Here is a 10471-nt window from a genome sequence, read left to right as displayed (position 1 = left end):
TCTTCCACGTCAGCGGGGCACTGCGGGGTGGGGCCGGCAGGTCCGTGGTCACCGCGGCAGCCTCCCACCGGGGGAGCCGCTGCGGCGTCGTCCGACCGGCCGACCCGGCACGGGTTCGCGTCGGGTCAGGAGGTGGCGCCCAGCTGGGCGTCCATCCAGGCCAGGGTCGGCCAGCCGGCGTCGCGCTCCGCGCTCACGAACAGCGGGAACTCGTGCTCGAGGGGGAGGCGCTCGTAGGGGAACTCGACGCCTTCGGCCGCGAAGAGGTCGATGACCTGCTCCACGCGGTCGCCGTTGAGGTTCCCGCCGACGCTCCTGATCGGCGGTTGCTGGGCCCGCACGCCGTCGAGGAACTCCAGGTACTGGCTGGGTTCGCGGCTCATGGCGCCGTCGACCGCCCACACGGCGGCGAAGTCCCCGGGGTGCTCGACGCCGAAGCGGAAGGCGCCGTGCCCACCCATGGACCAGCCCACCAGCAGCCGGTGCGCCGGCCCGGGCAGCACGCGGTAGGTCTGCTCGACGTGGGGGACGAGGTCGTCGATGAACGCGGTGTCGTAGCGGCCCTCCCAGCGCCCGTCGCGGTTGCTGTCCGGCGTGACGATGACGACGTCGTCGAGCACGCCGTCGTCGACGGCACCGCGCAGCAGCTCGGCCTCGGGGAGGAAGGTCGCGTTGCTCTGGTCGCGACCGTGCAGCGCGAACAGCACGGGGTACTCGCGACACGCCGTGTAGTAGTCCGCCGGCAGGCTCACGCTGTAGGGCACGGGCTGGCCGTCGGAGCCCGTGAGCTGGGTGTCGAAGCGCAGGTCGCCGCCCGGGGCGTCGCAGCCGCGCGGGTCGGTGCCCGCCTCGCTGGTGGACGGGGCGCCCGACGGGGTCGACGGCGGCCCGGCGGTGGCCACGGGGCTCGCCGTGGTGGCGCCGCCGTCGCGCAGGAGGCTCACGAGCAGGTACGCCCCGACGAGACCCGCGACGACGACGACGCCGACGGCCACCAGGAGGCCGGGCCGGGGGCCGCGCCCGGTGCCCGACGGGCCCGGGGAGGAGGGGGCTGGACTGCTCAAGGGGGGCCTCTCGGTCGTCGGAGCGCGCCCCGGGGTGGCTCGGTCCCCGCGGCGTCGCGCGCTCCGGACGGTTCGCCCGGCGGCCGCGCGCCCGGTGATTCTCACCCGGCCGGGTCGGCCGGGGCGCCCGCCGGGGCCAGGTGCACCCTCCTGGAGCACGCGGCACCCGGGAGGGGTCACGGACGGTCGCCACCGGTGGCGGAGGGTGTGCGGCGAGGCCACGGAACCGGCGTCCGGGGAGCACGTCCGGCGGTACGACGGCGCGTGCTCCTGGCGGTCTGGGCTACGCCTGCGTAACGTACGTCTCCGTAAGGTACGGAACCGTAGGTTGAGACGCTGAGCAGGAAGCTCCCCGCCCACGGCCCGACGGCCCATGGAGGAGTGCACGTGACCGACGGAGCGGTCAGCCCCACGACCAGCGGGGCTCCCACGATGGTGCAGCTGCTCGACGCCGACGGTGTCCGGCACGAGCACCCCGAGCACCACGCCGACCTCGAGCCCGACGAGCTGCTGGGGCTGCTGCGCGACCTCGTGCTGCTGCGCCGCTTCGACAGCGAGGCCGAGGCGCTGCAGCGGACCGGCGAGCTGGGCCTGTGGGTCGGCACGCGCGGCCAGGAGGCCTCGCAGATCGGCGCCGCCCGCGCGGTCCGCGACCAGGACCACCTCTTCCCGACCTACCGCGACCACGGCGCCACGCTGACGCGCGAGGTCGACCCGCTGCACATCCTCAGCATCTACCGGGGCATCGACCACGGCGGCTGGGACCCGGTGGCGCACGGCGTCCACCCCTACACGCTCGTCATCGCGGCCCAGCTGCTGCCCGCGGTCGGCTACGCCATGGGCGTCCAGCGCGACGGCGCCATGGGCACGGGCGACCCGGCCCGCGACACGGCCGTCCTCGCATACCTCGGCGACGGGGCCACCTCGCAGGGGGAGGCGTCCGAGGCCCTGGGCTGGGCCGCGGTGTACAACGCGCCCGTCGTCTTCTTCTGCCAGAACAACCAGTGGGCCATCTCCGAGCCCGTGGAGCGGCAGGCCCGCGTCCCGCTGCACCGCCGCGCCGAGGGACACGGCATGCCCGGCGTGATGGTCGACGGCAACGACGTGCTCGCCGTGCTCTCGGTCGTGCGCAGCGCCCTGGACCGGGCCCGCGCGGGCGGTGGCCCCACCTTCGTCGAGGCGTGGACCTACCGGATGGGCGCGCACACGACGTCGGACGACCCGACGCGCTACCGCGACGCCGTCGAGGTCGAGCAGTGGCGCGAGAAGGACCCGGTCGAGCGCTTGCGCACCTACCTGCGCGCCGAGGGCGTCCTGGACGACGACTTCGAGGAGCAGCTGGCCGCCGAGTCCGAGGCGCTCGCCGAGCGCATCCGCGCGGGTGTCCGGGGCATGACCGACCCGGACCCGGTCGGCATGTTCGACCACGCGTACGCGGAACCCCACGCGCAGGTCGAGGAGGAGCGCGACGCGTTCCTCGCCGCCTGGGCCCAGCACGAGCAGGACCTCGAGCAGTCGCCGGCCGGAGGGGGACGTTGATGGAACGCGCAGGGATCCAGAGGATGGCGCTGGGCAAGGCGGTCAACGCGGGCCTGCGCGCCGCGATGGAGCGCGACCCCCGCGTCCTGCTCATGGGCGAGGACATCGGCAAGCTCGGCGGCGTCTTCCGCGTCACCGACGGCCTGCAGAAGGACTTCGGCGAGGACCGCGTCCTGGACACGCCGCTCGCGGAGGCCGGCATCGTCGGCACCGCGCTCGGCATGTCGCTGCGCGGGTACCGGCCGGTCTGCGAGATCCAGTTCAACGGGTTCGTGTACCCGGCGTTCAACCAGATCGTGACGCAGCTGGCCAAGATGCGGGCCCGCACGCGCGGCCGGCTCACCGTGCCGGTCGTCATCCGGATGCCCTCCGGCGGCGGCATCGGCTCGGTGGAGCACCACTCCGAGAGCCCCGAGGTGCTGTTCGCGCACACCGCCGGCCTGCGCGTCGTGGCGCCCTCGTCGGCCCACGACGCCTACTGGATGATCCAGCAGGCCATCGCCTGCGCGGACCCCGTGCTGTTCCTCGAACCCGAGCGCCGCTACTGGGAGAAGGGCGACGTGGACGTCGACCTGGCCCCCGGCGAGGTCGCGCCCCTGCACCGGGCGCGGGTCCTGCGCACCGGCACCGACGCGACCCTCGTCGCCTACGGCCCCACGGTCCGGCTCGCGCTCGACGCCGCCGCGGCGGCCGCCGAGGACGGCTCGGACCTCGAGGTGGTCGACCTGCGCTCGATCTCCCCGCTGGACGTCGACACCGTGGCGGAGTCGGTGCGCCGCACGGGCCGGCTCGTCGTCGTCCACGAGGCGCCGACGTTCCACGGGCCCGGTGCGGAGCTCGCCGCCCGCATCCAGGAGCGGTGCTTCTACTCCCTCGAAGCCCCCGTGCAGCGCGTGGGAGGGTTCCACGTGCCCTTCCCCGCCGCGCGGTTCGAGGACCACTACCTGCCCGACGTCGACCGCGTGCTGGACGCCGTCGAGGCGGCCCTCGCGGCCTGACGCCGCCGACCTGTCCGCTCCGCCCCGAACCTCCGAGGAACTGTGCCCGGTCCCCAGCGCTTCGCCCTGCCCGACGTCGGTGAAGGCCTCACCGAGGCCGAGATCGTCTCCTGGAAGGTCCAGGTCGGCGACGTCGTCGCGGTGAACGACGTCCTCGTCGAGATCGAGACGGCGAAGTCGCTCGTGGAACTGCCGAGCCCGTACGCCGGGACCGTCGAGCAGCTGCTCGCCGCGGAGGGGGAGACCGTCGAGGTCGGGGCGGCCATCGTCGTCGTCGGCGACGGCTCGGTGACGCCCGCGCCCGCCGCGGCGCGGGAGGCGGCCGCGGAGGAGGGTTCCGGCGCCACGCTCGTCGGGTACGGCACGCGCGAGGCCACGGCCCGGCGTCGCCGGCGGGGGCCCGCCGCCGCGACCGAGCCCGCCGCCGCGACCGAGCCCGCCGCCGACCTCACCCCGCTGGAGGTCGCCGTGCCGGAGCTCTCCCCACCGCCGCAGGCGGGTGGGGAGGAGACCGAGGCGCAGGCCCCCGACGCCCGCGCCGCCGAGCCGGCGGGCGCGGTCCACGTCCTGGCGAAGCCGCCCGTGCGCAAGCTGGCCCGCGACCTGGGGGTCGACCTCGCGGCCGCCCGGGCGAGCGGTCCCGGCGGGACCGTGACCCGGGCGGACGTGCTGGCCCTCGTGCCCGCCGCGCCCACGGAACCGCAGCGCCGCGTGGAGGAGCACCCGCGCGAGCGGCACGTGCCCATCCGCGGGGTCCGCAAGGCGACGGCCGCCGCGATGGTCGAGAGCGCGTTCTCCGCCCCGCACGTCACGGTGTTCACCACGGTCGACGTGACGCGCACCATGCGGATGGTGCAGATGCTCAAGCAGGACCGGGAGTTCGAGGGCGTGCGGGTGTCGCCGCTGCTGCTCGTGGCCAAGGCGCTCATCGTCGCCGTGCAGCGCAACCCCGACATCAACTCGACCTGGGACGAGCACAACCAGGTGATCGTGGTGAAGAACTACGTGAACCTCGGCATCGCCGTCGCCACCCCGCGCGGGCTGCTCGTCCCGAACGTCAAGGACGCGGACGAGATGACGATGAAGGAGCTCGCCGTCGCGCTCGGCACGCTGACGGCGACCGCGCGGGACGGCCGCGCCACGCCGAAGGACCTCTCCGAGGGCACCATCACGATCACCAACGTCGGGACCTTCGGCATCGAGACGGGGACGCCGATCCTCAACCCCGGCGAGGCGGCGATCCTCGCGGTCGGGCGGATCGCCGAACGTCCCTGGGTGCACAAGGGCAAGGTCAAGAAGCGGCAGACGGTGACGCTGGGGCTGTCCATCGACCACCGGATGCTGGACGGGGAGAGCGGTTCCCGCGCCCTCGCCGACATCGCCGCCGTCCTCGAGGACCCGGTCCGCGCGCTCGCCTGGACCTGACCGCGCCTGAGCCTCCTGCGGTGCTCAGCCCCCCAGGGCCTCCACGACCACGACGACGGCGACCACGAGGACCAGGACGGCGAACCCTCGTCGCAGGTGCGCGGCCGGAAGTCGCCCGCTCAGCCGGGCCGCGGCCAGTGAGCCCGTCATCGCCGCGGCCGCGAACGCCGCGGCGGTGGGCCAGTCGATCCCCGAGCCTCCGCGGGCGTGGGCGGCGAAGCCGACAGCGGAGTTGAGCGCGACGACGGCCAGCGAGGTCGGTACGGCGGTCGTCATCGGCAGCCCCAGCAGGAGGGTCAGGGCGGGGAGGACGAGGAAGCCGCCCCCGACGCCGAACAGGCCGGTCAGGAACCCCACGCCGAGGCCCGCGCCGATCGCTCGAGGGAGGCGGCGCCGCCAGTCGGCGCTCCCGCCGGGCGGGAGGTCGGCGTCCTGGCGACCCGGGTGGAGCATCCGCACGCCGGCGACCACCATGACGAGCGCGAAGCCGAGGAGGACCCACCGGTCGGGGAGCAGGCGGTTCACCGCCGTGCCGGCGACGGTGGCCAGGGCGCCGGCAGCGCCGAGGACGCCCCCGAGGCGCCACTGCACCCGACGCAGCCGGGTCAGCACCGCGGTGGCCGAGGACAGGCCCACCACCAGCAGCGAGGTCGGCACCGCCGCGGCCAGGGGGAGGCCCGCCCCGTAGACCAGCGCGGGCACGGCCAGGATGGAACCTCCGCCGCCCAGCAGGCCCAGCAGCAGCCCGATCACCGCCCCCAGCAGCGCGACGACGACCATCACCACGCGGAGCTCGTCACGACGGGGCGCCCGGGTCCTGCACGTCGTCCCCGCGCGGGCCGGACGGGTGGGGCAGCTGCTCTAGCGCCGACGTCAGGTCGGGCCTGCCCGGACCGCGGTTGTAGGGCAACCGGCTCAGCAGCGCACCCAGCGGGCAGAGGTCGAAGAGCGACGAGAACGTCAGCCCGGCCCCGATGCCACCGGCGACGAAGCGGGCCCGGGGTGCGGCCAGGCTGGCCAGGGTCGAGGCCAGCACGAGGGAGCCCGCGACCAGGCGCACCTGGCGCTCCAGGGCCCAGCGCCCGGTGCCCCGCACGACCTCGCCGCCGGCCGCGGCGAACGAGGGCACCCCGCCGTCGAGGACGTGCAGGCTCGCCGCGCCGACCCCGGCCAGGCGCCGGCGGGCCTGGGTGGCCCGGGCCCCGGACTGGCACACCAGGACGACCTGGTGCTCCTCGTGGTGCCGCAGGCGGGCGGCGAAGGACGCGGCGTGCTCGCCGAGCAGTTCGAGGGGCACGTTGTAGGAGCCGGCGATGTGCATCGCCTCGAACTCCCCGGGACTGCGGACGTCGATGACGGTGACCGCGTCGGCGCGCTGCAGCCACAGGGTCACCGTGGCGGCATCCACGCGGTCGAGGCGGCCGGCGCCCGAGGCGGTGGTGTCGGAGGTGCTGGTGTCGGAGGTGCTGGTGTCGGAGGTGCTGGTGCTCAAGGGTTCTCCTGGTGCGGTGGCTGGGTGTCGGGCGGGTCAGGGGTGTACGGCGGAACCCGCGGAGGGTGCCTCCACGTCGAGCCCGGCGGGGCCGGCGTTGGTGAAGGCGTCGTCGACGAGGACGACCTCGCGCCCGTGGCGGTCGAGGACGCCGGCGGCGATGGAGGCCCGGTAACCCGAACCGCAGTACACCCACACCTCGCCCTCCGGGACCTCGTCGAGGCGGTCGGCGAGCTGGTGCAGCGGGACGTGCTGCGAGCCGCGGACCGCGCCCGCCGCGCGTTCGTCGGACCGGCGGGCGTCCAGCACCCGCACCGGGCCGAGCGCGTGGGCGGACGCGGTGCGCCGGGCGAGGCCGGCGAAGTCGCTGACGCGGTAGGAGCGGAGTGCCCCGTCCGCGACGGTCCCTCCCGCGAGGGTGGCGATGTCGCCGGTGGCCGCACCGGCCAGGTGGTCGATCCCGATGCGGACGAGTTCCCGACGGGCTCGCGCCACCTGCTCCTCGTCCTCCCCGACGAGGGTCAGCGGGGTGCCGTAGTGGTAGAGCCAGCCGAGGTAGGTCACGAAGCCGGTCGACAGCTCGAAGCCGTAGGAACCGGCGAGGTGACCGGCGGCGAAGGCGGTGCGCCGGCGCAGGTCCACCACCCACTCCCCGCGGTCGATGCGTCGCCGGACGTCCTCGGGTGCGACCGGTGCGGGCCTCGACAGGTCGACCGGGCTCGGGCCGCGGCGGTTGGCCGGGCCCATGTGCGCGTAGTACGCGGGGAAGGCGTCCAGTCCGGCCAGCAGGGTCTCGACGTACGTCTGCTCGTCCTGGGTCAGTGCCGGGTTGACGGCGGCCTGCTCGCCGATGGTGGACGCGTCCCCGGTGGTCGGCGTGGCCGAGCAGAAGCTGCCGAAGCCGTGGGTGGGGAGGACCGCCGCCGAGGCCGGCAGTTCCGCGACGAGGCGCCGGGTGGAGTGGAACTGCTGGTGGGTCAGGTCCACGGTGTCCTCGGGGGAGACGAGGTCGGTGCGTCCGGTGGAGCCGTACAGCATCGACCCGCCGGTGAAGACCGCCTCGACCGTCGCCGCGGAGTTCACCAGGGCGTAGCTGGTGTGGTGGTGGGTGTGTCCAGGCGTGTGGAGGGCCCGGACGCGGAAACCGCCGGCGTCCAGGACGTCACCGTCGCCCGCCCCGGTGTGCGCGAACTCCACGTGGCTGTCCGCGGGCAGCACGTAGTGCGCCCCGGTGCGGGCGGCGAGTTCGAAGCCGCCGGTGACGTAGTCGTTGTGCACGTGCGTCTCGAGGACGTGCGTCACGCGCACGCCGAGCCGGCGCACGAGGTCCAGGACGCGGTCGATGTCGCGCTGCGGGTCGACCACCACCGCGGTGGTGCCGTCGGTCGCGAGGTAGCTGCGGTCCCCGAGGCTGGTGGTCTCGATGGTGACGACCTGCAGGGTGCGGTCCCCCGGACGCTCGGTCGAGGTGCTCATGGCGCTGCCTTCCCTACCCCGTAGGGTATCTGTCGGCGAAACGGAGGTCGGTGCGCGATCAGGCGACGGTGCCGGGGCGGCCGTCGTCGGTGACGACCGGCAGGCCGGCGGCGGCCCACGCCTGCATGCCGCCGTCGAGGTCGTCGACCCTGCGTCCCGCGGCGGTGAGCAGCGCGTGCGCCTTCGCGCTGCGCTTGCCGCTGCGGCAGACGGTCACCAGGACCCGCTCCGGGGCGAGTTCACCGAGGCGGGTCCGCAGCTGCCCCAGGGGGATGTGCCGGGCGTCGGAGATGTGGCCCGCGGCCCACTCCTCGTCCTCGCGCACGTCCACGACGGTGACGTCGGCACGGCGGGTGTGGGCGGTCTGGGCGTCCATGGTGGTCTCCTCCAGGTGGGGGTGCGCCGCGGGCTCGCGGCGCTCGGTGCCGGCGGGTGCCCTCAGGCCAGGGAGAGGAACAGCTTCTCCAGCTCGGCGTCGCTCAGCGGACGTTCGGTGCCGTCGCGGTCGGCGACCAGGCACTGCCGCATGCCCGTCGCGATGATCTTGAACCCGGCGCGGTCGAGGGCGCGGGACACGGCCGCGACCTGGGTGACGACGTCGGAGCAGTCGCGACCCTCCTCGATCATCTTGACGATGCCGCCGATCTGGCCCTGCGCTCGCTTGAGGCGGGCGACCACGTCGGTCAGCTGGCTGGTGTCCACGTCCACGGCCGTCTCCTCCACCGTCCTGCCCGGGATACCCCGGGGGGTACAAGGTAGCGCCACCGGGCTCGTCGCCGCCAGTGCCCCGTGCACGAGCGGCCCCGTGCCGGGCGCCGTCCGCCCGTCCGTGCGGCGCCGGGGTCAGGCCCGGCCGAGCAGGCGGCGCCGGGCGGCGACCAGGTCCGTCACGGCCTGCTGCTCCGAGGTCGTGCGCAGCTGCCCGTCCTCGACGACGACGCGGCCCTCCACGGTCGACAGCCGCAGCGGCGGGGTGGGGCCGATCACGAGGGCCACGACGGGGTCGTCGAGGTCGGCGTGGCCCAGGCCGGTGAGGTCCCACACGGCCACGTCCGCGCGCTTGCCCACCTCCAGCGAGCCGATCTCCGCGGACCGGCCCAGGCAGGCCGCGCCGCCGGACGTCGCGGCCCGCAGCGCGTCCCGCGCGGACATCGCCGTGGGGCCGCCGCGCAGCCGTGCGGTGTAGACCATCTGCCGGAGCTCGTCGGCCAGGCCGCCCTGCTCGTTGGAGGCCGCACCGTCCACCCCGAGGCCGACGGGGACCCCCGCGTCCAGCAGGTCCCGGGCCCGCGCCGCCCCGGCGCCCAGGCGCGCGTTGGAGCTCGGGCAGTGGGCCACCGTGCTGCCCGTGCGGGCGAGGGTCGCGATGTCCGCGTCGGACAGGTGCACGGCGTGGGCGAGCCACACGTCGGGACCGAGCCAGCCCAGGTCCTCGAGGACCTCGACGGGGCGCCGGCCGAAGGTCCGGGCGCAGAACTCCTCCTCGTCGGCCGTCTCGGCGAGGTGGGTGTGCCGGCGGATCCCGAGCTCCGCGGCCTGCTGCGCCGTCTGCCGCAGCAGCTCCGGCGTCACCGAGAACGGCGAGCAGGGGGCCGCGCCCACGCGGACCATCGCGCCCGGCGCCGGGTCGTGGTGGCGCCGCACGGCGTCGGCCGTCGCCGCCAGGACCGTGTCGACGTCCTCCACGACGGAGTCCGGGGGCAGGCCGCCCGCCGAGGCGCCGAGGTCCATCGAGCCCCGCGTCGGGGAGAAGCGCAGCCCCACCGTCCCGGCCGCCTCGACGGTCGCCGCGAGCTGGTCGCCCCCGTCGCGCGGGTGGAGGTAGTGGTGGTCGGTCGTCGTGGTGCAGCCCGTGAGGGCGAGGCGGGCCAGGCCCGCCCGCGCCGCCGCCTCGACGTCCTCGGCCCGCAGGTGCGCCCACAGCGGGTAGAGCGTCGTGAGCCAGGCGAACAGGCCCTCGTCGACGGCGAGACCCCGGGTCGCCCACTGGTACAGGTGGTGGTGGGTGTTCACGAGGCCCGGCGTGACGAGGCAGCCCGCGACGTCGACGACGCGGACGTCGCCCGCCCGCAGCGCCGGCGGCGCGCTCCCCGGCCCGAGCGCGGCGACGACGCCGTCGCGCAGCAGCACGTGCCCGGTGGCGTGCTCGGTGCCGGCGGCGTCGACGGTGGCGATCGCGGCACCGGTGAGCAGGAGGTCGGCCATGGCCGCATCCTTCCGCAGGCGCGCGGCGCCCGTCCGGAGGTGCCCCACCGCTCTGCGGCGCAACCGGTCTGGTGACTCGTTGCCCAGGGCAGGTGACGGGGCGTGACGTGGCGCAACCGCTTTCAACCACCTATCCTGAACGTGCGCCGTGCAGCACCTCGCGGCCGCCGTGGCGTCGCTCCCACGGCCTCCGGAACTGCCACCGCCATCACCGCCCCTGCCCCCGCCGTCGCGGGCCGTGCCGAAGGGGCGGGCCTCCCCCTGTCTCTTAT

Annotated in this window: 10 protein-coding genes; 3 read left to right on the top strand and 7 right to left on the bottom strand. The window is 75.2% G+C overall.

Going from position 1 to position 10471, the window contains the following annotated elements; all coding sequences use genetic code 11:
- Positions 1-125: 125 nt before the first annotated feature.
- Entirely contained in the window at positions 126-1064 is a 939-nt protein-coding gene (locus GTR02_RS15570) for an alpha/beta hydrolase (protein WP_166608406.1), read from the bottom strand.
- Between the two features lie 387 nt (positions 1065-1451).
- Here GTR02_RS15570 and pdhA point away from each other — a divergent pair, with 387 nt between their 5' ends.
- Genes pdhA through GTR02_RS15555 form a run of 3 tightly spaced genes read left to right on the top strand, consistent with a single transcriptional unit; the run spans position 1452 to position 5026 of the window.
- The gene (pdhA, locus tag GTR02_RS15565) at positions 1452-2603 is read left to right on the top strand and encodes a pyruvate dehydrogenase (acetyl-transferring) E1 component subunit alpha (RefSeq protein WP_338073850.1); all 1152 of its coding nucleotides are present in this window, start codon (positions 1452-1454) and stop codon (positions 2601-2603) included.
- Entirely contained in the window at positions 2603-3601 is a 999-nt protein-coding gene (locus tag GTR02_RS15560) for an alpha-ketoacid dehydrogenase subunit beta (RefSeq protein WP_166608405.1), read from the top strand. Before pdhA ends, GTR02_RS15560 begins: the two co-directional genes overlap by 1 nt.
- Positions 3602-3643: 42 nt before the next feature.
- Complete coding sequence (locus tag GTR02_RS15555) at positions 3644-5026, top strand: 2-oxo acid dehydrogenase subunit E2 (protein ID WP_166608404.1); 1383 nt, start codon at positions 3644-3646, stop codon at positions 5024-5026.
- 24 nt (positions 5027-5050) lie between these two features.
- Here the strand turns inward: GTR02_RS15555 and GTR02_RS15550 are convergent, their stop codons facing one another.
- From GTR02_RS15550 to GTR02_RS15525, 6 genes are all read right to left on the bottom strand, one after another.
- A complete protein-coding gene (locus tag GTR02_RS15550; protein WP_205709387.1) occupies positions 5051-5806 on the bottom strand; it encodes a sulfite exporter TauE/SafE family protein in 756 nt (251 codons plus the stop codon).
- A gap of 16 nt (positions 5807-5822) precedes the next feature.
- Positions 5823-6518 carry a rhodanese-like domain-containing protein gene (locus GTR02_RS15545; RefSeq protein ID WP_166608403.1) on the bottom strand — a complete coding sequence of 232 codons (696 nt, stop codon included), beginning with the start codon at positions 6516-6518 and terminating at the stop codon, positions 5823-5825.
- Positions 6519-6554: 36 nt separating this feature from the next.
- Positions 6555-7994, bottom strand: a complete 1440-nt coding sequence (locus GTR02_RS15540) for an MBL fold metallo-hydrolase (protein ID WP_205709386.1) — start codon at positions 7992-7994, stop codon at positions 6555-6557.
- A gap of 58 nt (positions 7995-8052) precedes the next feature.
- Positions 8053-8370: a rhodanese-like domain-containing protein gene (locus tag GTR02_RS15535; RefSeq protein WP_166608402.1), complete on the bottom strand. Its 318-nt coding sequence runs from the start codon at positions 8368-8370 to the stop codon at positions 8053-8055.
- Between the two features lie 62 nt (positions 8371-8432).
- Complete coding sequence (locus GTR02_RS15530) at positions 8433-8702, bottom strand: metal-sensitive transcriptional regulator (protein ID WP_338073849.1); 270 nt, start codon at positions 8700-8702, stop codon at positions 8433-8435.
- A 135-nt stretch (positions 8703-8837) separates the two neighbouring features.
- On the bottom strand, positions 8838-10199 hold the full coding sequence (locus tag GTR02_RS15525; protein ID WP_166608401.1) for an 8-oxoguanine deaminase: 1362 nt from the start codon (positions 10197-10199) through the stop codon (positions 8838-8840).
- Positions 10200-10471: the final 272 nt, after the last annotated feature.

The sequence above is a fragment of the Kineococcus siccus genome (assembly GCF_009906795.1).
GTDB lineage: Bacteria > Actinomycetota > Actinomycetes > Actinomycetales > Kineococcaceae > Kineococcus > Kineococcus siccus.
The sequence above is the reverse complement of the archived record's forward strand: the minus strand, read 5'-3'. Positions and strand labels throughout refer to the sequence as shown.

What these genes read in the sequence shown, in the direction of transcription:
- GTR02_RS15560 (WP_166608405.1), top strand. Translation starts at nt 2,603, where the DNA reads ATGGAACGCGCAGGGATCCAGAGGATGGCGCTGGGCAAGGCGGTCAAC.
- GTR02_RS15550 (WP_205709387.1), bottom strand. Translation starts at nt 5,806, where the DNA reads ATGGTCGTCGTCGCGCTGCTGGGGGCGGTGATCGGGCTGCTGCTGGGC.
- GTR02_RS15540 (WP_205709386.1), bottom strand. Translation starts at nt 7,994, where the DNA reads ATGAGCACCTCGACCGAGCGTCCGGGGGACCGCACCCTGCAGGTCGTC.
- GTR02_RS15535 (WP_166608402.1), bottom strand. Translation starts at nt 8,370, where the DNA reads ATGGACGCCCAGACCGCCCACACCCGCCGTGCCGACGTCACCGTCGTG.
- GTR02_RS15525 (WP_166608401.1), bottom strand. Translation starts at nt 10,199, where the DNA reads ATGGCCGACCTCCTGCTCACCGGTGCCGCGATCGCCACCGTCGACGCC.